Source organism: Actinoplanes rectilineatus (genome assembly GCF_000962825.1).
Taxonomy (GTDB): Bacteria; Actinomycetota; Actinomycetes; order Mycobacteriales; family Micromonosporaceae; genus Actinoplanes; species Actinoplanes rectilineatus.
This window is the reverse complement of record NZ_JZKF01000103.1, coordinates 1-23,417: the sequence shown is the minus strand read 5'-3', so window position 1 is coordinate 23,417 and position 23,417 is coordinate 1. Positions and strand designations below refer to the sequence as shown.

General features: G+C 71.9%; 22 protein-coding genes and 1 pseudogene. 15 read left to right on the top strand and 8 right to left on the bottom strand.

Annotated elements, in window-relative coordinates:
* The first annotated feature begins 73 nt into the window (after positions 1 to 73).
* Both WH85_RS40715 and WH85_RS54255 read left to right on the top strand, forming a co-directional pair.
* Positions 74 to 1,306: an RNA-guided endonuclease InsQ/TnpB family protein gene (locus tag WH85_RS40715; RefSeq protein ID WP_157411534.1), complete on the top strand. Its 1,233-nt coding sequence runs from the start codon at positions 74 to 76 to the stop codon at positions 1,304 to 1,306.
* A gap of 53 nt (positions 1,307 to 1,359) precedes the next feature.
* A complete protein-coding gene (locus WH85_RS54255) occupies positions 1,360 to 1,932 on the top strand; it encodes an ANTAR domain-containing protein (RefSeq protein WP_052721163.1) in 573 nt (190 codons plus the stop codon).
* A gap of 105 nt (positions 1,933 to 2,037) precedes the next feature.
* Here the strand turns inward: WH85_RS54255 and WH85_RS54250 are convergent.
* The 3 genes and pseudogenes from WH85_RS54250 to WH85_RS40700 all read right to left on the bottom strand — a co-directional run.
* Positions 2,038 to 2,388: pseudogene (locus WH85_RS54250) on the bottom strand (AAA family ATPase); the annotation flags it as partial.
* A 4-nt stretch (positions 2,389 to 2,392) separates the two neighbouring features.
* Positions 2,393 to 2,743 (bottom strand): transcriptional regulator, encoded by a 351-nt coding sequence (locus WH85_RS40705; protein ID WP_045747512.1) that lies wholly within the window; start codon positions 2,741 to 2,743, stop codon positions 2,393 to 2,395.
* Positions 2,733 to 3,194 carry a hypothetical protein gene (locus WH85_RS40700; RefSeq protein ID WP_045747511.1) on the bottom strand — a complete coding sequence of 154 codons (462 nt, stop codon included), beginning with the start codon at positions 3,192 to 3,194 and terminating at the stop codon, positions 2,733 to 2,735. Before WH85_RS40700 ends, WH85_RS40705 begins: the two co-directional genes overlap by 11 nt.
* A gap of 128 nt (positions 3,195 to 3,322) precedes the next feature.
* Here WH85_RS40700 and WH85_RS40695 point away from each other — a divergent pair, with 128 nt between their 5' ends.
* Positions 3,323 to 4,108, top strand: a complete 786-nt coding sequence (locus tag WH85_RS40695; protein WP_052721162.1) for a GNAT family N-acetyltransferase — start codon at positions 3,323 to 3,325, stop codon at positions 4,106 to 4,108.
* 162 nt (positions 4,109 to 4,270) lie between these two features.
* A complete protein-coding gene (locus tag WH85_RS40690; protein WP_045747522.1) occupies positions 4,271 to 4,756 on the top strand; it encodes a hypothetical protein in 486 nt (161 codons plus the stop codon).
* A gap of 87 nt (positions 4,757 to 4,843) precedes the next feature.
* Here the strand turns inward: WH85_RS40690 and WH85_RS40685 are convergent, their stop codons facing one another.
* The gene (locus WH85_RS40685; RefSeq protein WP_211275601.1) at positions 4,844 to 6,343 is read right to left on the bottom strand and encodes a helix-turn-helix transcriptional regulator; all 1,500 of its coding nucleotides are present in this window, start codon (positions 6,341 to 6,343) and stop codon (positions 4,844 to 4,846) included.
* A 91-nt stretch (positions 6,344 to 6,434) separates the two neighbouring features.
* Between WH85_RS40685 and WH85_RS40680 the strand changes: the two genes are divergently transcribed.
* Genes WH85_RS40680 through WH85_RS40650 form a run of 7 tightly spaced genes read left to right on the top strand, consistent with a single transcriptional unit; the run spans position 6,435 to position 15,512 of the window.
* The gene (locus tag WH85_RS40680) at positions 6,435 to 8,288 is read left to right on the top strand and encodes a siderophore-interacting protein (protein ID WP_045747509.1); all 1,854 of its coding nucleotides are present in this window, start codon (positions 6,435 to 6,437) and stop codon (positions 8,286 to 8,288) included.
* Positions 8,289 to 8,290: 2 nt separating this feature from the next.
* Complete coding sequence (locus WH85_RS40675) at positions 8,291 to 9,259, top strand: ABC transporter substrate-binding protein (protein ID WP_045747508.1); 969 nt, start codon at positions 8,291 to 8,293, stop codon at positions 9,257 to 9,259.
* A complete protein-coding gene (locus WH85_RS40670) occupies positions 9,256 to 10,299 on the top strand; it encodes a FecCD family ABC transporter permease (RefSeq protein WP_083449642.1) in 1,044 nt (347 codons plus the stop codon). The genes WH85_RS40675 and WH85_RS40670 overlap by 4 nt, the downstream gene beginning before the upstream one ends.
* Positions 10,296 to 11,348, top strand: coding sequence for a FecCD family ABC transporter permease (locus tag WH85_RS40665; RefSeq protein WP_045747507.1), 1,053 nt, complete (start codon positions 10,296 to 10,298; stop codon positions 11,346 to 11,348). The genes WH85_RS40670 and WH85_RS40665 overlap by 4 nt, the downstream gene beginning before the upstream one ends.
* Positions 11,345 to 12,139 (top strand): ABC transporter ATP-binding protein, encoded by a 795-nt coding sequence (locus tag WH85_RS40660; RefSeq protein ID WP_045747506.1) that lies wholly within the window; start codon positions 11,345 to 11,347, stop codon positions 12,137 to 12,139. The genes WH85_RS40665 and WH85_RS40660 overlap by 4 nt, the downstream gene beginning before the upstream one ends.
* Positions 12,136 to 13,824 (top strand): ABC transporter transmembrane domain-containing protein, encoded by a 1,689-nt coding sequence (locus tag WH85_RS40655; protein WP_169792561.1) that lies wholly within the window; start codon positions 12,136 to 12,138, stop codon positions 13,822 to 13,824. The genes WH85_RS40660 and WH85_RS40655 overlap by 4 nt, the downstream gene beginning before the upstream one ends.
* Positions 13,821 to 15,512 (top strand): ABC transporter ATP-binding protein, encoded by a 1,692-nt coding sequence (locus WH85_RS40650; RefSeq protein ID WP_045747505.1) that lies wholly within the window; start codon positions 13,821 to 13,823, stop codon positions 15,510 to 15,512. The genes WH85_RS40655 and WH85_RS40650 overlap by 4 nt, the downstream gene beginning before the upstream one ends.
* Here the strand turns inward: WH85_RS40650 and WH85_RS40645 are convergent.
* The 4 genes from WH85_RS40645 to WH85_RS40630 are packed head-to-tail and all read right to left on the bottom strand — an operon-like array spanning position 15,479 to position 19,928.
* On the bottom strand, positions 15,479 to 16,732 hold the full coding sequence (locus WH85_RS40645) for an ROK family transcriptional regulator (RefSeq protein ID WP_245674307.1): 1,254 nt from the start codon (positions 16,730 to 16,732) through the stop codon (positions 15,479 to 15,481). The genes WH85_RS40650 and WH85_RS40645 overlap by 34 nt on opposite strands.
* An 8-nt stretch (positions 16,733 to 16,740) precedes the next feature.
* The gene (locus WH85_RS40640; RefSeq protein ID WP_045747503.1) at positions 16,741 to 17,580 is read right to left on the bottom strand and encodes a DUF6807 domain-containing protein; all 840 of its coding nucleotides are present in this window, start codon (positions 17,578 to 17,580) and stop codon (positions 16,741 to 16,743) included.
* 57 nt (positions 17,581 to 17,637) lie between these two features.
* Positions 17,638 to 19,122 carry a glycoside hydrolase family 43 protein gene (locus WH85_RS40635; protein WP_211275600.1) on the bottom strand — a complete coding sequence of 495 codons (1,485 nt, stop codon included), beginning with the start codon at positions 19,120 to 19,122 and terminating at the stop codon, positions 17,638 to 17,640.
* Entirely contained in the window at positions 19,119 to 19,928 is an 810-nt protein-coding gene (locus tag WH85_RS40630; protein ID WP_045747502.1) for a DUF6807 domain-containing protein, read from the bottom strand. The genes WH85_RS40635 and WH85_RS40630 overlap by 4 nt, the downstream gene beginning before the upstream one ends.
* Before the next feature lie 132 nt (positions 19,929 to 20,060).
* Here WH85_RS40630 and WH85_RS40625 point away from each other — a divergent pair, with 132 nt between their 5' ends.
* From WH85_RS40625 to WH85_RS40610, 4 genes are all read left to right on the top strand, one after another.
* Positions 20,061 to 21,383, top strand: coding sequence for an ABC transporter substrate-binding protein (locus WH85_RS40625; RefSeq protein ID WP_052721160.1), 1,323 nt, complete (start codon positions 20,061 to 20,063; stop codon positions 21,381 to 21,383).
* Positions 21,380 to 22,264 carry a carbohydrate ABC transporter permease gene (locus WH85_RS40620; RefSeq protein ID WP_045747501.1) on the top strand — a complete coding sequence of 295 codons (885 nt, stop codon included), beginning with the start codon at positions 21,380 to 21,382 and terminating at the stop codon, positions 22,262 to 22,264. The genes WH85_RS40625 and WH85_RS40620 overlap by 4 nt, the downstream gene beginning before the upstream one ends.
* A complete protein-coding gene (locus WH85_RS40615) occupies positions 22,254 to 23,093 on the top strand; it encodes a carbohydrate ABC transporter permease (RefSeq protein ID WP_045747500.1) in 840 nt (279 codons plus the stop codon). Before WH85_RS40620 ends, WH85_RS40615 begins: the two co-directional genes overlap by 11 nt.
* A gap of 51 nt (positions 23,094 to 23,144) precedes the next feature.
* On the top strand, positions 23,145 to 23,417 hold a 273-nt coding region (locus tag WH85_RS40610; RefSeq protein WP_045747499.1), incomplete at its 3' end, for an RICIN domain-containing protein.

Sequence of the window (23,417 nt, the reverse complement as noted above, 5' to 3'; positions counted from 1 at the left end):
GGTGCGCCGCCGACGGAGCCCGCGACGAATGCCTGCAAGTTCAGCCATAAACCAACATGGCACAGTGTCTCCTGTGCAGCTCCGTTACAACTTTCGCGTCTACCCGACGCCCGGCCAGCAGATCGAGCTGGCCAAAGCGTTCGGGTGTGCGCGAGTGGTGTTCAACGACGGGCTGCGCCTGCGCCAGCAGGCCCGTGAGGCGGGCGAGAAGTACATCTGCGACGGGGATCTGTCCCGGCGTCTGGTCACCGAGGCAAAGCTGACCCCGGAACGGGCGTGGCTGGGCGAGGTCTCCGCCGTCGTCCTGCAACAGGCGCTGGCAGACCTGAACACGGCCTACCGCAACTTCTTCGCCTCGATCACCGGCCAACGCAAGGGCCGCAAGGTGGCTCCGCCCCGGTTCCGGTCCCGCAAGGACAACCGGCAGGCCATCCGGTTCACCAAGAACTCCCGGTTCAAGGTGCTAGACAACGGCCGACTCAGGTTGCCGAAAATCGGCGACCTCGCGGTCCGCTGGTCGCGGACGCTGCCATCGGACCCGTCGTCCGTGGCGATCATCAAGGACGCGGCGGGACGGTACTTTGCCTCGTTCGTCGTGCAGACCGCCGACGAGGCGCTGCCGCCTACGGAGTCCGAGGTCGGCATCGACCTAGGGCTGACGCACTTCGCGGTGCTCTCGGACGGCACGAAGGTCGCCGCGCCGAAGTTCCTGCGCCGAGCCGCGCGCAAGCTCAAACGGTTGCAGCAGGCCCTCTCGCGCAAGAAAAAGGGCTCGGCCAACCGCAAGAAGGCCGTCGTGAAGGTCGCCAGGGCGCACGCCCGAGTGGCCGACACCCGGCGCGACTGGCAGCACAAACTGTCCACGAGCATCGTTCGCGACAACCAAGCGATCTATGTCGAGGATCTGTGCGTGACCGGTCTCGGCCGGACCAGGCTCGCGAAGTCCGTGCACGATGCGGGCTGGGCCAGCTTCACCGCCATGCTGGAGTACAAGGCCGCCCGGTACGGGCGCACCTTCGGCCGAGTGGATCGGTTCTTCCCATCCACCCGGCTGTGCTCCGACTGCGGACGCATCAACGACAAGATGGCGCTCAACGTCCGATCGTGGGACTGCCCGTGCGGCAGTCACCACGACCGGGACGTGAACGCGGCCATTAACGTGTTGGCCGCCGGACCGGCGGACAACTCAAACGACCGGGGAGCGCAGGTAAGACCGGGACTCGTCCCGGCACCGCGCGGCGAAGCGGTAACCCACCCAGACGCCACGCGGTCCACGCGCAGCGTGGAGGGAATCTCCGTCCTTTAGGGCGGAGAGGATGTCAATGCCAGGAACTACTGAACGTCGACGGCGCCGGAGTGATGCTCGCCGAACCCGACGGAAGGATCCGGCTGGTCGCCTCAACGGACGAGACCACCCGGCAGCTGGAACTGTTCGAGATCGACAACGGCAACGGCCCGTGCCTGACGTCCTTCCACAGCGGCGCCATCACCGAACACCCTGACTTCACCACCCCCGGCAACCAGTGGAGCGACTTCTCCGCCCGCGCCCATTCCGACGGCTACCGATCCAGCCACGCCATCCCCATGCGTCTGCGTCAACAGACCGTCGGGGTGCTCAATCTGTTCAGCAACACCCCGGGCCGCTTGGCCCAAGCCGACCGGCAGATCAGCCGAGCCTTCGCCGACCTCACCACCATCGCCCTGCTCCAACACCGCGCGATCACCGCTCGTCGCACCCTGGCCGAACAACTCCAGGCCGCGTTCACCACCCGACTGGACATCGAACGCGCTAAGGGAATGCTCGCCGAACGCTTCGGCATCAACACCGAGGACGCCTTCAACCGCATCCGTAACCGCGCCCGCAACACCAACCGAAAGATTGCCGACCTTGCCCGTGAGATCAACACAGGAAAGGCCACCGATCAGTTCTAAGGGTGTATCTAGGGCCGGGTCGTCTTGGCGGCGCAGGCGCGGCATGTCGTGGGGCAGGTACCAGCCTCGCATCGTCTCGGCGGTCACCGGGATGGGCTCGGCGCGCGTCTGGTGGCGGCGGACCGTCTCGTCGAACGGGATGTCGAAGTAGAAGGCCGCGGACGGGCCCTCGTGGCGGGCGATCAGGTCGCGCAGCAGGTCGCCGTGTGCTCCGCTGTCCAGGATGCCCTCGAGGACCACGTGGTAACCGGACTCCAGGGCGGCCCGCGCCGTCCCCACGATGAAACCCGGCGCCACCGCGGCCGAACCGTTTCCGCGGTGTTCGCGCAGGACGGTTCGGCGCAGGTGGTCCTGTTCGATCAGGGCGCAGCCGCGGCCGTAACGGCGGCGGACCTCGCGGGAGTTGGTCGTCTTGCCGCTGCCGGAGTTTCCGCGTATGACGACGAGGATGCTCACCGGGTCAGGCCGGCCGCTCGTCGCGCTTGCGGTCGCTGGTGGCCTGGAAACGGGTCAGCAGGCTCGCCAAGTTGGACATCTCGTCGGCCAGCGCCTGCTCGCCCTTGGGGGTGATCGCCGCCCACGTGCGGGGGCGGCGTCCCTCGTACCCCTTGGTGATTTCGACGATGCCCTGGGCCGCGAGAATGTCCAGGGGGCGGCCGAGGTTGCCGTCGGTGAGGCCGAGGAGGCGTTTCAGGTACGGGAAGTCGGCGCGTCCCGCCTCGTCGAGCACGGTCAGCAGGGCCAGCCGGGTCTTCTGGTGTACGACGTCGTTCAGGCCGAGGGCGGGGTGTCCGGTGTCGTCAGTGGGCACGGGTCACGCCGCTGGTGAACATCGCCGCGATCAGCATGCCGATGGCGACCAGCAGGTCGACGCCGAGGGACAGCCGGCCGATCACCGTGCCGGAGCCGGTGCTCCAGGCGATCAGCACGAGCAGGCCCTGCAGGAGTCCGTCGGCGGCCACCAGTGTTGCGGCCCGGCGCAGGGCGGCGCTGTGCTGGCGGATGGCGGCGGCGAGGAGGATCGCGGCCGGCCAGACGAGGGGCGCGAAGGCGCCGGCGAGGAACGCGGGAACGAACGTCAACGCCAGGACGGGCACGCTGACCAGGTAGCCGAGGGCGATCGGACGGTACGACCGGGAGCCTTCGCCGATGCCGTCGCGGGCGGCGATGCGCCGGCCGTGCAGCCAGAGGGCGAACAGTCCGACGGCGCCGGCGAGGGGCCAGAACAGCAGGAGGCTCAGGTGCCGGTTGACGGGTGCCACGGAGGTGGTCCAGGCGGCCGCGTGGACGCCCCATCACGGATGTGGTGACGTGGGGCGCCCAGCGCGGCTGAGGTCACCACGCGGAAGGGCTTCGCGCTCTGACCACGGAACACGTCTAGGCTCGCCCGGTGATCGAAGACCTTGACGCCGAACGGGCCGAAGCCGAGTTCATGCACGACTATCTGGTCGGCATGCCGGAGCCGGAGCGTACCCGGCTGGGCGTGACCGCGGCCCGGATCGGCGGGGGAGTGGCCCTGGCGATGGCCGCCGACCCGACGAACTACTGGAGCAAGGCTCTCGGGTTCGACCCCGGCGCCCTCGACGAGGTGATCTCCTTCTACCGCACGTCGGGGGTACGGCAGGCGGTCATCCAGCTGACCGGGCTCGAGAGCGCACCCCCGGAACTGGAGCGGGGCGGCACCTGGATCAAACTCGGGGCCGACCCGCGCCGGGTCACCGCCGCGCCGACGTCGCTGCGGGTCGGGCCGGTTCCCGACGGCGAGGCGGTGGCCTGGGCGAACGTCATCCTCGACACCTTCGGCATGCCCCGCGGCGACCTGACCACCATGCTCGCCTCCACGGTGGGCCGGCCCGGCTGGCAGCCGTTCGCAGCCTGGGACGGCGACCGTATCGTGGCCGGCGCGAACCTGTTCCACCAGGACGGCCGGGCCGCCCTGAACGCCGCGGCGACCCTGCCGGAGTACCGCGGGCGGGGCGCCCAGTCGGCGCTCATCGCGGCCCGCGCGGCGGCCGCCGCCGAAGCCGGCTGCCATCGCGTCTACGCCGAGACCGGGAAACCGGAGCCGGGTGGCCACAACCCGTCGCTGGCGAACATGGTTCGGGCCGGCCTGGAGCCGCTCTATGAGCGGGACAACTGGATCTGGCGTTCGCCGGGGGCCGGGGTTAAGCGGTAGCCGGGGCCGGGTACCGGGCGGACGAGACAGTTCACCGTCCCCTCAGGAGGTCGACTCCATGCCCATCGCTGACGTCGGGGCCGTCGAGTGACCGCTTCGAACACCCGGAACCGGTGGCATCCCGGCCGTCTTCGTTTCGTCCGGTTCCGCGCCGATCCGTCCTTGCCGCGCGAGCAGGCGGCCACCCGGATCTCCGCGTACGTGTACGGCAACATCATCACCTTCGCCACCCTGGTACCACTCACCGGCGACGACCTGACGCACGGGCATGCGGCCCTGCTGGTGCTGGGTGTCGCGGCGTCGACGTATGCGGCGCACGTCTTCGCCGACCGGGTCGGCCACCACGTCCGCGGCCCGGAGCCGGTGCCCGGCGGTCTCGCGCACGGGCTGCGCGACGCGCTGCCGATCCTCTCGTCGGCGATCGTGCCGGCGCTCCTGCTGCTGGCCGGCGGCGCCGGATGGATCACCGCCCGGACGGCGGTGACGGCGTCGGAGATCTACCTCCTGGTCCGGATGAGCCTGGTGGGCCTGCTCGTCGAGCGGCTGCATCCCACCGAGCGTGCTCCCGGGTGGACGCTCGTCTCCGGGGTGCTGCTCGCGGCGGCCGCCGCGGTCGTCTCCCTCATCAAGGTCGCCCTGGGGCACTGACGTGAGGCTGCCGTCGAGACCGGGACGTTCCCGGTCGACGGTGTCGGGGAGACCCCGTTCGCGCCGGCTCTGGGGGCCGGTCGCCTGCTAACGGGTCTCCTGGTACGCGCGGGGTGAGAGCCCGTGGAAGCGGGAGAAGGCGGCGCTGAACGTCGACAGGTGGGCGTAGCCGACGCGGCGGGCGACGGCGACCGGCTTGGCGCCGCCGGCGAGCAGGTCCCGGGCGATGCGCATCCGGGCGGCGTCGCGCCACCGGGCGTAACTCATGCCGGTCTGGTCGCGGAAGGCCCGCCGGATGTCGGCGGGCACGTCGGGCCCGGTTCCGCCGGACGTGCCGATGCGGCGCAGGCAGTCCAGGGCGACCTCCCGGGCGCGGGGGTCGGCGGGCATCGGCACCGACAGTGCTCGCTGCGCGGCGACGTGCTCGGCGAACAGGTCGAGGATGTGGCCGGGGTCGTAGTCGTCCGGCCGCACCGGGGTACGCGCGCTGATCGAGCAGAACATCAGGTAGTCGTCCCAGGCGGGGGAGAACTGGGCGTGCAGGGGTTCGGTCAGGTGCAGTTGGTCGGTGGTGGCGTTGCCGAGCGGCAGCGAGATCGCGTTCTCGTGGACGCCGGTGGTGTGTTCGCGCCCGGCCGGGATCCAGATCGCGCCGCCCCGGCCCCACTCGTGACGGCGTTCGCCGATGTCCAGATAGCCGCCGCCGCGGTACGCCCAGCAGAGCACATGGGAGTCGTTGGTGTGTGCGGCGGTGCGGGTCGCCGGGAGTGGTCCGGGTGAGGTGCGGCCGTCCCGCACCATCCGGACCAGGTCTTCGGCCTGCCGGGCGAGGTCTCCGACGGCTCGCTGCGCGGCGGGTGTCCGGCTGAACTCGTGGGGGGTCGCCCCGAACCGTTGTCTGAACGCGCGGGCGAATCCGTTGCGGCTGGTGAAGCCGACCCGGGTGGCCGCCTGGTCGACGCTGTGGCCCGCGGCGAGGAGTTCGACGGCGGCGCCGAGCCGGCAGCGCAGCCGCCACTGTTCGAAGGTCAGCCCGGTGCCGGCCAGGAAGTCGCGGCGCAGGGTGCGCGGGCTGGACAGCACCCGGGCGGCCCAGGCGGCGACGGTGAGGTCGAGGGCGGGGTTCCGTAGCAGTTCGGCGGCCACGGTCCGGGCTCCGCCGGCTTTCGGCAGGGCGGGTTCGGGTGCGGGTGGCCGCCGGCCGGAGCCGCGGAGCAGGTCGACGAGCGGGTCTTGGGAGTATCCGTGGCCGGTGAGCGGTGTGACCGTCAGGTTGAAGTGCTGGATCAGCCAGTCCTGCCAGCCGTCGGGGACCGTGAACCGACGTGGTTCCGGTAGTGCCTGGGCCGTGATGCCCGGGTGGGTCAGTAGGGGGAACGCGACCGTTCCCGGCTCGGTGACGACCATCCAGGAGTTGCCGGCGGTCGCCGGGATCCAGACGCCCTCGCCCGCGGTGAGACGGAACTCCGGACTGTCCTCCATGCGGACGCGTGCGGAGCCCGTGCGTACCCAGAACAGGAGGTTCTCGGTCTTGTTCCACCGGCCGCTCGACCGCACCGGGGGAATCGGCGGTGGTCGCCCCATCATGTCCTAACCATATGGCAGTCTGCGCACACTTTTCTATGTAAGGGTTGCCTAACCTATCTTCGCATCCCCTCCGAAAGGTGCCCTCCTCAGCATGCCGAAGACTTCACGCCGGCTCACCGTGCATCCCCTGACCCTGCGCGAGGTGGAGGTCGTCCGGGTGGTGGACCTGACACCGGGGATGCGGCGGATCACCGTGGCCGGTGCGCAACTCCGCGCGTTCACCTCGGCGAACGGCTTCCCCCAGCCGGCGTTCGACTCGACGGGCTTCGACGACGACATCCGCCTGGTGTTCCGCTACCCCGGCCGGGACGAACCGGTGCTGCCGGTGCAGAAGGAGACGGGCATCGACCTGCCGCGAGACCCCCGGCCACTGTCGCGGGTGTACACCGTGCGCCGCTGGGACCCCGCCGCCGGCGAGCTGGACATCGACTTCGTCCGGCACGGCATCGGCGTGGGCACCACCTGGGCGTACCGCGCCCAGGTCGGCGACCGCATCCACTTCGTCGGGCCGAGTACGTCGCGCGCGATGCCCCAGGACGCCGACTGGCTCCTGGTCGCCGGAGACGACACGGCGATCCCCGCGATCGCCCGCCTGCTCGAGGAACTGCCCGAACAGGCGAGGGCGCAGGTGTTCATCGAGATCACCGACGACAGCCACCGCCAGGAACTGCGGGAACGGCCCGGCGTCACGGTGACCTGGCTGCCCCGCGACGGCGCCGAGACGGCCCCACTGGTGGATGCCGTCCGGAACTGCGGCTGGTGGGACGGCCGGCCGTTCGCGTGGCTCGCCGGGGAACACCGGTCGGTGCGCGACCTCCGGCGGCATCTGGTCGAGGACCGGGGAGTCCCCAAGGAGGACATCGAGTTCACCGGGTACTGGCGGCGCGGCGAGGTCGTCGCCCTGGAGACCGACCGGGCGGTGCCCGACCCGGCGCGCACGCGAACACCGATGGAACGGCTCCACGACCTGGCCGAGCTGATCGCACCGGTCGCGATCCGTACCGCCGTCGAGCTGGGCGTCCCCGAGCTGATCTCCCGCGGCGTGACCGGCGTCGAGGAACTGGCCGCCAAGGCGGACGCCGACGAGCGGGCGCTGGGCAAGCTGCTGCGGTACCTGCACGCGCTCGACATCCTGACCGAGGCCGGGCCGGGCCACTACGCTCTGACGCCGGTGGGGGAGGTCCTGACCCTCGACTTCATGATCGACGCACTGCACCCCGCCGGGGCCGCCGGACGCGAGCTGCTCGGCATCCACGGACTCACCGCATCGGTGCGCACCGGCCGGGCGTCCTATGCCGCGATCACCGGCCGGACCTTCGCCGAGGTGCGGACCGACCAGAACTACGAAGACCTCTATCTGGTACGCCTGGCGAAGTTCCAGGCCGCGCTCGCCGAACCGATCGCCCGGTCCGGCCTGCTCGACGGGGTCCGGCACCTGGTGCTGCACTCCGGCGGCGCCGGCGCCCAGGCCCGCGAGTTCGTCGCCGCCCGTCCCGATCTGCGCGTGACGATCTGCGCCCTGCCCGCCCAGGCCGACTGGCTGCGCCGGGACCTGCCCGACACCATCCCCGACGAGCAGGAGCGGGCCCGGGTGAGCGTGGTCGAGCAGTCCGTGTTCGAGCCCAGCCCGCCCGCGGACGCCGTGTTCGTCATCCGCGCGTTCAAGAACCTGCCCGACGCCGATGCCGCGCACGCCCTGCGCCGGGCCGCCGAGAACCTGCCGCCGGGCGGCCGGCTGCTGCTGATCGAGGACCTGTTCGACACCGACGACCTGGACGAGCACGACGGCGAGGCGGACCTGATCGGCCTCACCGTGCACGGCTCCGGCCTGCGCACCGCCGCCGAACTCGACGCCGTCATCGCGCGGGCCGGTCTCGTCCACGCCGCGCGGCACACCGTCGGCTGGGGCACCACCGTTCACGAACTCCTAAGGGGAAGACCATAACCATGACCACGACACGCCTGCTGACCGCCGCCCTTCTGGGTGCCGCGCTCGTCCTGTCCGCCTGCGGCGGCGACGGTGACGACGCCGGCGAGACCACCGTGGCGACGCGTACCGTCACCGCCGACAACGGCACGGTCGAGGTCCCCGCCGACCCGCAGCGGGTCGTCACGATCGGCAACACGACCCTTCCGCTGATCGACATGGGTGGCGCGCCGGTCGGTGTCACCGACGTCACCGCCTCCGAACTCAGCCTCATCCCGGAACAGCAGAAGGCCACGTTCCAGGCGGCCACCAGCCTCGGCTCCAGCGGCGACCAGGTCGACATGGAGAAACTCGCCGCCCTGAAGCCGGACCTCATCCTGGCCCAGCTCCCGGACAGCGAGTTCGAGCAGATCGCCAAGCAGCTGGACTCGATCGCCCCGACCCTCTTCTGGGGACTCGACGTCGAGTGGAAGACCTTCGCCGGCGCGCTGGCGGAGGCCGGCAACGTGACCGACGGGCTCAGCGGCCAGCAGGCGGCGTTCACCGCGAAGATCGCCACGATCCAGCAGACGTACGCCACGCTCATCAAGGACACCTCGTTCGTCAACGTCGACCGCTGGGCGAGCTCCGACCCCGGCACGTTCTCCATCGCGGACTTCGGATGCGTCGAGATCGCCCAGGGCGACATCGGCATGACGTTCCCCGAGGCGGCCGCCGGCGCGGACCCGCTGGGCTGGACGTCCCTGCCGTTCGAGCAGATCGCGGGCCTGTCGAAGTACGACGTGATCACCTACCCGGTCGACGCCGCGGGCCGCCCGACCGAGCCGTTCGCGCCGGTGGTCGCGACCAACACGTGGAAGGCACTGCCCGCGGTCCAGTCCGGTCGCGCGCTCGGCGTCTTCTGCCCCGGCAACAACTCCTACGGGCCGGTCCTGCGATACCTGGACTCGCTCGACGCCGCCCTGGCGACCCTGCCCGCCAAGGAATGACCGCACTCGCCCTGCGCCGCGACGATCCGGGGACCGTGCCGGTTCCCGGATCGCGCCGGCGCTCGATCGGGCTGGCCGTCGCGCTCGGGACCCTGCTGCTCTTGCTGGTGCTGAGCGTGATGGTCGGGTCGACGGCGATCGCGCCGTCGGTGGTGTGGGACGCACTGTTCCACCCGGCCGCCGACATCGATCAGTTCGCGATCCGGGACTACCGGCTGCCGCGTACCGTCGTGGGCCTCGTCGTCGGCGTGGCCCTCGGCGTGGCGGGAGCACTGAACCAGGCGGTGACCCGCAACCCGCTCGCCGACCCGGGCATCCTCGGCGTCCACGCGGGCGCGTCGTTCGCGGTGACCGTCGCCGTGGGGCTGTTCGGCATCCGCGACATCGGCGGCTACCTGTGGTTCGCCTTCGCCGGGGCGCTGATCGTCACCCTCATGGTGCTCGCCCTCGGGTCCACCCGGCAGGGGCAGTCACCGGTGGTCATGGTGCTCGCCGGGGTCTGCGTCGGCGCGGTGCTCCGCGGCGCCGGATCCGCGCTCGAACTGACCAACCCCGCGGCGTTCGACGCCATGCGGTCCTGGAACGCCGGTTCGATCGTGGGCCGGCCCGTCGATCTGCTGTGGCCGGTCCTGCCGTTCTTCGCGGTGGCGCTCGTCCTGGCCGTCGCGGTGTCCGGCCCGCTCGACGCGATGGCCCTGGGCGACGAACTGGCCGCCGCCCAGGGCGTGCGGCCGGCCGTCACCCGCATCCTCGCGATCGTCGCGCTCACCCTGCTCGCCGGCGGAGGGACCGCGATCGCCGGGCCGATCGCCTTCGTCGGGCTGATGGTGCCGCACGTGGCCCGCTGGATCGTCGGCCCGCACCAGCGCTGGATCTTCGCCTACAGCCTCCTGCTCGCCCCGATCCTGCTGCTGGCCTCCGACATCCTCGGGCGCGTCGTCATGCACCCGAGCGAGATCCCGGTCGGTGTCGTCACCGCCTTCGTCGGCGCTCCCGTCCTCATCGCCCTGGTCCGCCGGTCGAAGGCGAGCGGACTGTGAGCGGGGCACGGGTGGACTTCGGGCGGCGCGTCCTGGTGCTGCGGCGCCGGCGGATCGCGGTACGCCTCGACCGGCGCTCGGCCGTCGTCTGCGCCCTGCTCACGCTGGCAGCCGCGGGCACGGCGGCGCTGGCCCTGACGACCGGCTCGTACCACCTCGGCACCGGGCAGGTACTCGCCGCGCTGACCGGCGGCGAGACCGGGCTCGTCCACGACATCGTGGTCGAGTGGCGGCTGCCCCGGGTCGCGGCGGCCCTGATCTTCGGCGCCGCGCTCGGGGTGTCCGGTGCGGTCTTCCAGTCGATGCTGCGCAACCCGCTCGCCGACCCCGGCATCATCGGGTTCTCCCAGGGCTCGTACACCGGTGCGCTGCTCGTCATCCTGATCATCGACGGCGGCTACTGGCAGCTGGTCGGCGGGGCGCTGGCGGGCGGCATGGCCACCGCCCTCGCGGTGTACGTGCTCGCGTACCGGCGCGGGGTGCAGGGGTTCCGCCTGATCGTGGTCGGCATCGGCGTCTCCGCGGTGCTCGAGTCGCTGAACGTCTGGCTGATCCTGCAGGCCGAACTGGAACAGGCGATGGCCGCGGCCGCCTGGGGCGCCGGATCACTCAACGGGGTGGCCTGGGATCAGGTGGCCACCGGCGGCGCCTGCATCACCGTGCTCCTGCTGGTGGCCGGCGCGGCGAGCCGGCCGATGCGGCAGCTGGAGCTGGGCGACGACGCCGCCGCGGCCCAGGGCGTGCCGGTCTCGTCCACGCGTCTCGGCCTGATCGTGGTGGGTGTCGCGCTGACCGCGACCGTGACCGCCGCGTCCGGGCCGATCGCCTTCATCTCGCTGCTCGCCCCGCAGATCGCCCGCCGGCTGGCCCGCACGGCGGGGATCACCCTCGTGCCGGCCGCCCTCACCGGCGCCCTGCTGTGCCTGGTGGCGGACTACATCGCCCAGCACGTCGCCCCCACCCCGCTGCCGGTCGGGGTCGTCACCGTCATCCTCGGCGGCGGCTACCTGGGCCGGCTGCTGTTCACCGAAGCGAGGCGACGACTGTGAACGCTGGAACACCCCGGCTCCACGTCGACAGCGCATCCCTCGGGTACGACCGGCGGGTCATCGCTGAGAACCTGTCGCTGTCGATCCCGGACCGGTCGTTCACGGTGATCGTGGGCCCGAACGCGTGCGGCAAGTCGACCCTGCTGCGCGGGATGGCCCGGCTGCTCAGGCCGAGCGCCGGTCAGGTGATCCTCGACGGGGCGGACATCCGGTCGTACCCGACGAAGGAGGTGGCCCGCCGGGTCGGGCTGCTGCCGCAGACGGCGATCGCACCCGACGGGATCACGGTCGCCGACCTGGTGGCCCGCGGGCGGTACCCGTACCAGGGGTTCGTCCGGCAGTGGACCGAGGACGACGAGCGGGCCGTGGCGCGGGCGATGGAGCAGACCTCGGTCACCGACCTGTCCGGCCGGCTGGTGGACGAGTTGTCGGGCGGGCAGCGGCAGCGGGTGTGGGTGGCGATGGCGCTCGCCCAGCGCACCGACATCCTGCTGCTCGACGAGCCGACCACCTTCCTCGACATCACCCACCAGATCGAGCTGATGGAGCTGTTCACCGACCTGCACCACGCCGGGCACACCATGGTCGCCGTGCTGCACGACCTGAACCACGCCGCCCGCTGGGGTACGCACGTGATCGCGATGAAGGACGGCCGGGTCGTCGCCGAGGGCCCGCCCGATCAGGTCGTCACGGTCGAGCTGGTGGAGAAGGTGTTCGGCCTGCGGTGCATAGTGGTGCCCGATCCGGTGGCCGGCACCCCGCAGGTGGTGCCGTTGGGGCGGGGCCGGTGAGCCGCGACGACCCGCGGGGGCTGGGCCGCGGGCCGCTGACCCGCCGGCTGCCCGTTCTGCTGCACACCCCCGCCGAACCCGGCCGGATCCGGCCGTTCGCGGCCGGGGCCGGGACCACGCCGGGCCGGTTCCTGCTCCGCGTGATCTTCTCGCGGAAACGGGTCACCGTTCCCGCGATGCTGTTCGCGACCGTGTGGCAGGTGGGCGAGGCGGCGGTCCCGGTGGTGATGGGCCTCGCGATCGACCGGGCGCTGGCGACCGGCGACACCGGACAGCTCGCGTTGTGGCTCGGTGTGCTGGTCGCCGTGTACGTCGCGTTGACGTCGGCGGCGAAACTCGCGCTGCGGCTGACCGCCTACGCGGTGCAACTGCTGCAGCACCGGCTCCGCGGCACCCTCTCGGCCGGCGTGCTGCATCCCGTCGACGGGACCGGCCGTACGCCGGACGGCGGTGTCGTGTCGCTGATGACGAGCGACGTCGCCCGCCTGGCGAACGGGGTGATCCTGGTGATCATGCCGGTCGCGCGGATCGTGGCCGTCGGATTCATCGCGGCGTCGCTGCTGGCGATGGACCGGCTGCTCGGCCTCGTGGTGCTGATCGGCGCGCCGGTCGCGGTCTGGTCGATGGGCGTGCTCAGCGAGCGGTTCTCCCGGGACACCCGCGAATACCAGGGGCTGCTGGCGTCCACAGTCGGGCGGGCCACCGACCTGGTCGCCGGGTACCGGGTCGTCAAGGGGATCGGCGTCGAAGCCGAGGCGGAGGTGACCGGGCGGTACCGGCGGGCGAGCCGGGAGACCCTGGCCGGAGCCGTACGCAACGCGGGCTTCTTGGGCAGGTTCCTCGCGGGCTCGGGCGCGGTCACCGGCGTGTTCGTCGCGACGGTGATGGGACTGGCGGGCTGGTCCGCGGTGGCCGGGCGGCTGAGTGTCGGTGAGCTGATCGCCGCGGTCGGCCTCACCCAGGCCCTCCTGCCGCAGATCGAGTCGATCGCGAACATGTCGATCCCCAACCTCGCCGGGGCCCGCGCCTCGGCCGCGCGCCTGCTGGACGCCGTTCCCGCCCCGCCGGGCCTGCAGGAGACGTCCCGGTTCGAGGTGGCGGCCCTACCGGTCCTGGAGATGTCCGTCGCCGGCCTGCGCACGCCGGTCCGGGTCGGGCCGGGCGAGTTCGTCGGTGTCCACACCGACGACCGGACCGCGGCCCGCCTCGCCGCCGCGCTGCTGGACCCGTGGGCCGGCGACGACCCCCAGGTCCGGCTGGACGGGCTCCCGGCGCGGGAACTGGCCCCGGCCGCCTACCGATCGCGGGTCACCGTCGCCCCGCACCGGGTGACGTTGTTCAGTGGCACGATCGGCGACAATCTCAGCGGTGACCCGGCCGCGTTCCGTGCGGCCGCCTGCGACGACTTCGCCACCGATCCGGACGCTCCGGTCGGTGAGGGCGGCAACCGTCTCTCCGGTGGGCAGCGGCAGCGGGTCGCGCTCGCGCGTGCTCTGGCGAGTGATGCGCCGGTGCTCGTGCTGCACGACCCGACCACCGCCGTCGACTCGGTGACCGAACACGTGATCACCGGGCGGCTGAACGACATCCGCCGGGGGCGCTCCACGCTGCTCCTCGCCACCGCGCCCGGGTTGCTCGGCGCCTGCGACCGGGTCGTCGAGCTGCTCCCGGAGACGACGCCGTGAGCGGGCTGCCGGTCGCGGGTGGCCGGGAGACCGCCCGGGAGATGTGGCGGCTCAGCGGCGGGCACCGGCTCCGGCTCGTCGCGACCGGCGTGCTCGGGATGGTCAGCACCGGCGTCGACCTGATCCCACCGTTGGCGATCGGGTACCTCGTGGACCGGGTGCGGACCGGCACCGCCGGCGCCGGCACCGTCCTGACGGTCACCGCCGTGATGGCCCTCGCCACGGTCCTCGGCGCGACGGGCACCGCGGTGACGGTCGTCCTCGCCACCCGTATCTATCACACCATCCTGGCCACGCTGCGGGAACAGCTCGTGGGCCGGGCCATGACGCTCCCGCAACACGTGGTCGAGCAGGCCGGGACCGGCGACCTCATCTCCCGGACCAGCGACGACGTCACCGCCGTCGCCGACGCGGCGCCCGCCGTGATCCCGGCGCTCACCGTCACGACGTTCACGATCGTCGTGTCCGTGGGCGGGCTCGCGGCCCTGGAACCGCCCTACGCAGCCGCCTTCGCCGTCGTGCTGCCGGTCTACGCGCTCGCGATGCGCTGGTACCTGCGCGCCGGGCCGGCGGTGTACCGCGCCGAGCGGACCGCGATGAGCGCCCGCACCCAGCAGATCCTCGAGTCCCAGCGCGGTCACGCCACCGTGCTCGGCTTCGGGCTGGCCGAGCAGCGGCACCGTGCCGTGCTGGCCGCCTCCTGGGCCGTGGCGGTGCAGTCGCTGCGCGCCCGGATCGTGCAGAGCATGCTCAGCGCCCGCCTCAACCTCGGTGAATGCCTGAGCCTGGCCGGGGTCCTGGTCGTCGGCTTCGTCCTGGTCGATCACGGCATGTCCACCGTGGGCGGGGCCACCACCGCGATGCTCCTGGTGCTGCGCCTGCTCGGGCCGGTCAACGCGCTGCTGTACGTGATCGACGACCTGCAGTCCGCCCTGGCCTCGCTGAGCCGCATGATCGGAGTCGTCACCATCCCGGAGGTGCCGGACGGGGGCGAACCGGCGACCGCCGGCGTCCTGCTCCGCGGGATCGTCTTCCGGTACGGCGACGGCCCGCCCGCCCTCGACGACGTCACCGTCACCATCGCGCCCGGTGAGCACGTCGCCGTCGTCGGCGTCTCCGGAGCCGGGAAGAGCACCCTCGCCGCGGTGGTCGCCGGCATCCACCGGCCCGAGGCCGGAACCGTGACCCGGCCCGGCCGCACCGCGGTGATCACCCAGGAGGTGCACGTGTTCGCCGGAACCCTCCGCGACAACCTGACCCTCGCCGCCCCTTCGGCCACCGACCGCGACATCCACACCGCGTTCGAGGCCACCGGCACGACCGGACTCCTCGACCTGCTGCCGGACGGCCTCGACACGGTGGTGGGCGCCGGCGGACATCCACTCACCGACGCGCAGGCGCAACAGGTCGCCCTGGCCCGGCTGCTGCTCGCCAGCCCGGACCTCGCCGTCCTCGACGAGGCCACCGCCGAGGCCGGATCCACGCAGGCGGGACCGCTCGACCACGCCGCCGCGGCAGCCCTGGCCGGGCGCACCGGGCTGGTCATCGCCCATCGCCTGTCCCAGGCCGCCGCCTGCGACCGCATCGTCGTGATGGACCGCGGCCGGATCGTCGAGACCGGCACCCACCACGAGCTCGTCGACGCCGGTGGCACCTACGCCGAACTCTGGGAAGCCTGGCGGGGCTGACCATCCTGCCGGCGCGGCTGGGCCAGCCAGCGGTTCGGGTCGCGGCGGACCGTGTCGATGGCGTCGAGCGCCGCCCCGATCACCGCCGCGTCCGGGCCCAGCGGCGCCGGGCGCACCTGGACCGGCGTCCACCGGGCGCTCAGCACCCGGTCGCGGATCTCCCGTTCGATGCCCTCGACCAGCCAGGACGACAGCAGCGAATAGCCGCCGCCGAGCAGGACCGTGTCCACCTCGACCAGGTTCAGCAGCCCGGAGATCGCGATGCCGAGTCCGGTGGCCGCCCGGTCGAGGGCGTGCAGGACCGCCGGCGACCCGGCGGAGACCAGGGCGTCGATCGCCACAGCCGGCGCCTCCGCGGGGCCGTCGTGACCGGCCGCGGCGAGGATCTCGCGGAGCCCGGCGTAGCCCTGCAGACAGCCGGACGCGCCGCAGACACACGGCGGCCCGGCGCTGTCGACCAGCACGTGACCGAGGTGACCGCGGTGACCGCGCAGGGGGCGGCCGTCGAGCACGATGCCGGCACCGATGTCGAACTCGCCGCTGACGCAGACGAAACCGCGCGGTTCGGGTGCTCCGGCGTACAGCTCGCCGAGAGTGGACAGTGCGGCGTCGTTGCCGACCACGACCGGCACCGCGGCCGACCCGATCAGCCTGCTCAGGGCGGCCCCGGCGTCGACGTCGTGCCAGCCCAGGGCCGGCGCCCGGCGTACCACGGAGGTGTTCTCGACGCGGCCCGGCGCCGCGAACGTCGCGCCGACCACGGTGAGGTCGTCGTCGGCCGCGGCCCGGATCGCGGTACGGGCCATCCGGGCCAGGCTGTGCAGGGTCTCCTCGGCCGGCCGGTCCCGTCCGTTGTGCGGGGCGAACTCGAGGTGCCGCACGGTTCCGGTGAGGTCGACGACGCAGGCGGACAGGGCGCCGGCGCGGATGTCCAGGCCCAGCCCGGCCGGCCCGGTGCGGGCCAGGCTCAGGCCGACCCGGGGGCGTCCGCTGGTGCCGGAGCGGGCCGGCCCGGCTTCGACGATCAGGCCGGCGGTGAGCAGTTCGTCGACGATCCGCGAGATGGTCGGCCGGGTCAGGCCGGTGCCGGCGGCGAGTTCGCTGCGCGAGATCGGCGCCTGCCGGGCGTCGACGATCTGCTGGAAGGTCAGGACCAGGTTGTGGGCGCGGAGGCTGTCCTGCCGGATCGGGGTGCCGGTGGCGGGCGCGACGCGGTGCACCGAGCGGATCATGAGGCCAGGTCGGCGGCGTACGCGGCGGCCCGGTCCGTCCCGACCGGACCGTCGGCGATCACCGTGACGACGTGCCGGGTCAGTGTCGCGCCGGGGGCGAGCAGCAGCGGCCGGTCCCAGGCGAGCGCGGATCCGACGCCCACGTAGTCGCGGGTGCGGACGAACCAGGGGTCGCGGCGGGTCTCCGGGCTCGCCGCGATGAAGACCAGGGTCCAGCCGTCGCCCTCCACCGCCAGCCAGCCGGTGCACCGGCCGTGGGCCGCCTCGACGCCGGTGCCGTCCGGGGACGTCGTCCGGCACGGCCCGGCCGGGGCGCGCCAGAAGAAGCCGCCGTATCCGGCTCCGGTCCGCCCGTGCGCGGCGGGGCTGCGGATCGGCAGTTCCCCGCCGGTGGCGTTGGTGAGGGCGAACCGGTAGCTCAGGGCCCAGGCGTCCGGCCCGGCGGGCCGGCAGGTCAGGTCGCGGCGTTCGGTGAGCAGCGGACGGCCGTCGATCGTGGTCCATCGCAGGGTGTGGCTGAGCCGGGTGTCGTCGCGTCGCAGCCAGCGGACGTGATGCTGGGTGCCCTGGTTGTCCAGCCACGCCGGGCCGTGTCCGGGCAGGAAGGTGCGGCCGCCCCAGAAGTTCGCGCCGTCGACCTCGGCGATCGCGACGCCGGCGCCGAGGTGGTGCCGGTGCGAGTCCGGCATCAGCTCGGTGACGGCGGCCCCGGCCAGGGTGCGGACCGGGTGCAGGTACGGCCGGGGCGCCAGCGCGACGGGCAGATCGGGACGCCACGCGTACTCGGCGACGACCCGGTCGGCGAGACGCAGGACGGCGGTGGCGTCACCGGTCACGGGGACCTCCGGGCGGGGCGGGTTGTTGCTGAGCAGGATAGTGCGGGACGTGGGGGATCAGGACGGCGGCGATCCGGTGACGTCGAACCGGTCGAAGTCGGCGTGCCCGCCGGGGCCGGTGGCGAACAGGCCGAGGGTGGCGCCGATCCAGAGGCCGGGGGTGGCGGTGAACACCGGGAAGGCGTCCCACCGTGCGCCGTCGATCTCCGCGGCGAACCGGACCTGCGCGGTGTCGGTCACGGTCAGGACGAGCCGTACCGCTGCGCCGGCGGGGATCAGGACGGGGTCCGCCGCATCCCGTTCTCCGTGGTCCTCGGCTTCTCCGTGGTGCTCGGTTTCTCCGTGGTCCTCCGCGAATCGGCAGGTCAGATAGGTGCCGTCGGGCCGGTGGGTGAGGCCGATCCAGGCGTAGGTGCGGCCGAGCACGACGAGCCCGGCCCGTGATCCGGGCGGGGCGTCCAGGCGCAGCCCGGTCTCGGCCCGCAGGCGGGGGCCGGGCAGCCGCTGGCCGAGTACGGCCGGCAGACGGCGCAGGTCGTCGCCGGGCCGGCAGGCCAGCCGCAGACCGGTGCCGGAGTGGGCCAGGATCTCGTCGCCGGTGGGGTTGGCCGGCCAGGTCCACTGGGGTCCGGGCCGGCCGCCGCCGAACGTGTCGGAGGTGGCCGGTCCGGTCGCCCGCACACTGCCAGTGCCGGCGACCGGGGTGCCGTGGTCGCCGATCTCCGGCCAGCCGTCGTCGTCCCAGCGCAGTGGTTGCAGGTGGACCACCCGGCCGAACGCGCCGCGATCCTGGAAGTGCAGGAACCAGTCGTCGACCCAGGCGCCCTGGTGCGGGCCGTTGACGTCGGTGTCGCCCCGGGCGAGCACGATCCGGGGTTCGTAGGGGCCGAACACGTGTTGCGACCGCATCGCGTACTGCCAGCCGTCGGTGACGCCACCCCCGGGCGCGAAGATCCAGTACCAGCCGTCGCGCCGATACCACTTCGGCCCTTCCAGGGTTCGGCAGCCGTCGATCGTGTCGCCGTCGACGATCACGGTCCCGTCAGTCAGGGGACGAGCGAGATCCGGGCTCATCGGGTACGCGGTGAGCCGGTTGTTGAATCCGCAGCGGCTGCGCGCCCAGCCGTGCACCAGGTACGCCCTGCCGTCGTCGTCCCACAGCGGGCACGGGTCGATCAGGCCCCGTCCGGGCAGCACGAGCCGCGGCGGGGTCCACGGCCCGGCCGGGTCCCGGGCGGTGGTGACGAAGATGCCGTGGTCCGGGTCGGGGTAGCAGATCCAGAACCGTCCGTCGTGGAACCGCAGGGCGGGCGCCCACACGCCACAGCCGGGCCGGGGCACGCGGTAGTGCTCGCGCGGTGTCAGCCACGGCAGGGCGTGACCGAGGATCCGCCAGTCGACCAGGTCGGGCGAGGTCAGGACCGGCAGGCCGGGAACCCGGTTGAAGCTGCTGGCGGTCAGGTAGTAGGTGTCGCCGACCCGGATCACGTCCGGATCGGACCAGTCGGCGAACAGGACCGGATTGCGGTAGGGGATGTTCACCGCGTACCTCCGGGGAAGGCCGCCGCGGGGCCGTCGGCGACGACCACGGCGATGCGCCGGGTGAAGACCTGGCCGGGCGCGATGACCAGCGGACGGTCCCAGGCGATCGCCGAGCACACCCCGGCGTAGTCGGCCGAGCGCACGAACCACGGGTCGCCGCCGGCTGTGCCGGTGTGGAAGGTCAGCGTCCAGGTGTCGGTGCCGAGGGCGATCCACGGTTCGCGGCTGCCGTGCACGTCGGCGCCGCCGTCCCGGGCGAACGCGCGGATCGTCGCCGGTCCGGCGGGCGCCCGCCAGAAGAAGCCGCCGTACCCCGCGCCGGCCCGGCCCCGCACGGCCGGGCTGCAGAGTGTCAACGTGCGGTCGTCGGCGCTGCTCAGGGCGTACTCGAAACGCAGTGTCCAGGCGGTGTCGGTGAGCGGTGACGTGCTGAGGACGCGCCGTTCCCGGGCGATGACCTGGCCGTCGCGGGCGACCCAGTCCAGTTCCTGCGCGAGGCGGTCGCCGGTGCGGTGCAGCCAGCGGGCGTGGCGCTGCCGTCCGTGGTTGTCGAGGTGGACCGAGCCGCGGTCGCGCAGGTAGGTGCGCCCGCCCCAGAAGTTGGCGTCGTTGACGACCGGCACGGCGACGCTGGCGCCGAGGTGGTGCCGGTGGTCGGTGGGCATGAACCCGGTGACGGTGGCGCCGCCGAGGGTGGTGACCGGGTGCAGGTAGGGCCGGGGCGAGACGGTGGCCGGCAGGTCGGGTTCCCAGACGTAGCGGGCCACCACCCGCCCGGCGCATGTCAGTGCGTGAGCCTGCGGCATGGCGGCAAGTTTTCGGCGCTCAGGCAGTTATGTCAATGACTGAAACAATTCTCGGCGGGAACCTTGACATGGATGCCACTCGATAGATAAAACACTGAAACAAATCCGTAACGATGGCGGAAGGACACCCCCGTGAACCCCGTTGACGAGCCGTCCGGGCTGCGCCGGCGTCACGTGCTCCGACTCGGCGCGCTGGCCGGGGCGGCCGCCGGGCTGTCCGGCTGCGGCCGCGGCTTCGGCGGCAGAAGCGACGACGACGGCCGGACCGCACTGACCATGGCCTGGTGGGGCGACGCGCAACGCGCCGGGTTCACCCAGCAGGCGCTCGACGCGTTCCAGGCCGCCAACCCCGGCCTGCGGGTCCGCACCGAATACCAGGACAGCAGCCCGTACAAGGACAAACTCGCCGCCCGCGTCGCCGCCGGTGACGCACCCGACCTGATGGCCATGCGCTTCGACAGCCTGCGTGAGTACGCCGACCGCGGCACCCTGCTCGACCTCGCCCCGCACACCGCCGACCTCGACCTGTCCGGGCTCACCCCGCAGGCGACGGCGCTCGGGCAGGCCGGCGACAAGATCTTCGGCATCCCGTCGGGCCTCAACACCATCGGCTTCGTCGTCGACAAGACCCTCACCGACGAGTACGGCGTGCCGGTCCCCGACGGCGACACCTGGAGCTGGGAGCAGTTCGGCACGTTCGCGGCCGCCGTCACCAAGGCCAGCGGCGGCAAGGTCTACGGCGCCAACTTCGAGCTCTGGACCACCGCGAACCTGCTCGTCTTCGCCCGCCAGCACGGCGACGACTTCTTCAGCCCGCAGGGCGACCTGGACGTCCGCGCGGCCACCGTGGTCGCCTGGTTCCAGCTCGCCGAGGACCTGCGCGCCCGCGGCGCCATCCCGCCCGCCGGTTTCATCGACCAGAACAACGGCGCCTCGCCCGCGCAGTCGTACCTGGCGAAGAAGTCCATCGCCTCGCAGATCATCCCGACGAACAACCTGCTCGGCTACAACCAGGCCTGCGGCGGGAACCTGCAACTGCTGCGCATCCCGGGGGAGACCCACGGTGCCCGGCGTGGACAGTCGATCGACACTCCGGCCCTGTGGTCGATCGCGGCCGGCTCCCGGCATCCGCAGGAGACGCTCAAGCTGCTGAACTTCCTGACCAACCAGGCGGAGCCGGCCAAACTGTGCGCCGCGACGCGAGGTGTCCCGCCGAACCGGGTGATCGCCGCGCAGATCGCGCCGACCCTGGAGGCGGACAACAGACGCTCCAGCGACTTCCTGGCGAAGCTGCAGGACGAGACGCTGCCGCCGTCCTACCCGTACCCGGTCGGCGCGAGCAAACTGACCAACATCCTCAAGAGCATCAGTACGGAGGTGGAGTTCACGCGGACCACCCCGGCCGAGGCCGGACAGCAGTTCCTCGCCCAGGCGCGGAAGGCGCTGACCACATGACCGCGCTCCGGGCGCGCCGCCAGGACAACGCCGGATACCTGTTCCTGCTGCCCTGGTTCGGCGGCATCCTGTTCACCGTCGGCCCGTTCCTCGCCTCGCTCTACCTCGCCTTCACCGACTACGACCTGCTCACCCCACCGCGGTGGGCCGGTCTGGCGAACTTCCGGGCCATGCTCGACGACGGCAGACTGCACCAGTCACTGCAGGTCACGTTCACGTACACGCTGGTGTCGGTGCCGCTCTCGCTGGCCGTCGCCCTCGGCGTGGCCATGCTGCTGGACCGCGGGGTCCGCGGCCTGGCGATCTACCGCAGCATCTACTACCTGCCGTCCCTGCTCGGCGGCAGCGTCGCGATCGTCATGCTCTGGCGCTACATCTTCGGCTACCAGGGCATCGTCAACGACTTCCTGGCCTGGTTCGGCATCCAGGGCCCCGGCTGGAACTCCGACCCGCGCTTCGCGCTGAGCACGCTCATCCTGCTGCACGTCTGGACGTTCGGCGCACCGATGGTGATCTTCCTGGCCGGGCTGCGGCAGATCCCGGCGATGTACTACGAGGCGGCGGCGATGGACGGCGCCTCACCGTGGCGGCAGTTCCGGTCGATCACCCTGCCGCTGCTGAGCCCGATCATCTTCTTCAACCTGGTCCAGTCGCTGATCGCGTCCTTCCAGACCTTCACCCAGGGGTACGTGATCAGCAACGGTACCGGCGGTCCCGCGGAGTCGACGCTGTTCTACAACCTGTACCTGTACCAGAAGGGATTCGCCGAGTTCGACATGGGCTACGCGTCCTCGATGGCCTGGCTCCTGCTGATCATCATCGCCGGGTTCACGGCGATCAACTTCCTGGCCGCCCGGTACTGGGTGTTCTATGACAACTGACCCGGCCGGTCCCCGCCGGTTCCTGCGCCACGTGCTGCTCTGCGGTGCCGGCGTCGTCATGATGTACCCGCTGCTGTGGATGATCTCCAGCTCGGTCAAGCCCAGCGCCCGGGTCTTCACCGACGAGTCGCTCTGGCCCGCCACCTGGGACCTCGGCAACTACGCCCGCGGCTGGAGTTCCCTGGCCGAACCGTTCTCGCTCTACCTGGTGAACTCGGCCGTCATCGTCACGCTGAGCATCGCCGGGAACCTGCTGTCCTGCTCACTGGCCGCGTACGCGTTCGCCCGCCTGCGCTTCCGCGGACGCCAGGTGTTCTTCGCGCTGATGCTCGGCACGATGATGCTGCCCGGACACGTCCTGGTCGTCCCGCAGTACGTGCTGTTCGACCGGCTCGGCTGGCTCAACACGTACTATCCGCTGCTGGTCCCGCACTTCCTGGCCACCAACGGCTTCTACATCTTCCTGATGGTCCAGTTCATGCGGTCCCTGCCGGACGAACTCGACGACGCCGCCCGGATCGACGGCTGCGGACCGTTCCGTACCTTCTGGAAGATCATCATGCCGCTCTGCCTGCCGGCCTTCGCCACCACCGCGATCTTCACGTTCATCGCGGTGTGGAACGAGTTCTTCGCACCCCTGCTGTACCTCACCGATCCCCAGCTCTACACGGTCCCGCTCGCCCTGCGGCAGTTCATGGACTCCGAGGGGCAGAGCCAGTGGGGCGAGATGTTCGCGATGTCGTTCGTCTCCCTCGCCCCGGTCATCGGTTTCTTCATCGCCGGCCAGAAATACCTGGTCAAAGGAATCGCCACCACCGGACTCCGGTGACCGCCGCCGGTATCCCCGTCCCGCACGTCGTACGTACCAGAAAGGACCCTCGTGTCCAGAATCCGGAAAGGAACGAAGCGCCTCCTGCTGGCGGCGCTGACACTCGTCGTCCCGCTCGCGGCCGTCGGCCTGACGACGACATCCGCACAGGCGGCGTTGCCCGCCGCGGGTGCCGATTATCAGTTGGTGGTGACGAAGAGCGGCATGTGTGTCGACGTGCCGAGTGCGTCGACGGCGAACGGTGCCCTGTTGCAGCAGTGGGGCTGCACGGCGGGCGCGAAGTGGCAGCAGTTCACCCTGAAAGCCGTCGGTTCCAGTTATCAG